This window comes from Bacillus cereus group sp. N8 (assembly GCF_016483685.1).
Classification (GTDB): domain Bacteria; phylum Bacillota; class Bacilli; order Bacillales; family Bacillaceae_G; genus Bacillus_A; species Bacillus_A proteolyticus.
Genome location: NZ_JAEHBK010000120.1, coordinates 1 through 780, shown reverse-complemented (window position 1 = coordinate 780; position 780 = coordinate 1). Strand labels below are relative to the sequence as shown.

The window sequence follows — 780 nt, the reverse complement described above, 5'->3', positions numbered from 1 at the left end:
TCTGGTTTTATCTTTTTACAATGATGAATTTGAAAGAATGACTTCCACGTTTTAAATAAAATTTCGATTTGCCAACGCAAAGAATACCAGTCATGTACCTGTCCCATCGGGACAATATCTGTAGGGGTGTTTGTCATATATACATTGATACCACTGAGTCGTTTACTACGAGGAGAATACTTCATTCCTTTCTTTTTTTCTCTTACAGCTTGATCTTGTAATCGTTTTTGTTGTTGTTGTTGTTTTGTTAATCGATGGACAATTACACGAGCTGGCACTTTATCAATCATTCCTACATAAGCATCAGCTATTTCACATGTTTGTCCTGGTTGAAGGGAGTTCATTACCGTCTCCATATCTATCTGTATATACTCTGTACCTTTCTTAATTCTTCCGTCTTGAAAATAATCAGGGTTAGGATTTTTTTGATAAATACGTGTATTCGAATTGATACGAGAGATATAGTAGGCCTCTTTATCTTGTATATATTGAAGGTCTTTTAAATGAAAATAACCTAAATCTCGGATACATAAATCATTCGCTGTCACAGTTGGGGCACACAGAGAGCCGTAAGTGCGATCATGTTGTTTGCCTGGGCCTGTATGAATATGTAGGAACTGTCCACTTAACAAATCATACTCAAGTTGAATTTTTATCCCAGCTGTATGGCTGCATCCTCCCGCACCTGGATAAACCGATGAAAATACATCCGGGAGTTGAAATGCAGTTGAATCTAAAATACGAATACGCTTGAAAACAGAAGTGTATGGAGAAGAAATC

The 780-nt window shown here is 36.8% G+C and carries 1 protein-coding gene; it reads right to left on the bottom strand.

From position 1 onward, the window contains the following. Positions 1-780, bottom strand: a 780-nt coding sequence (locus JDS80_RS30665) for an IS4 family transposase (protein ID WP_199640815.1), incomplete at both ends; no start/stop codon positions are given.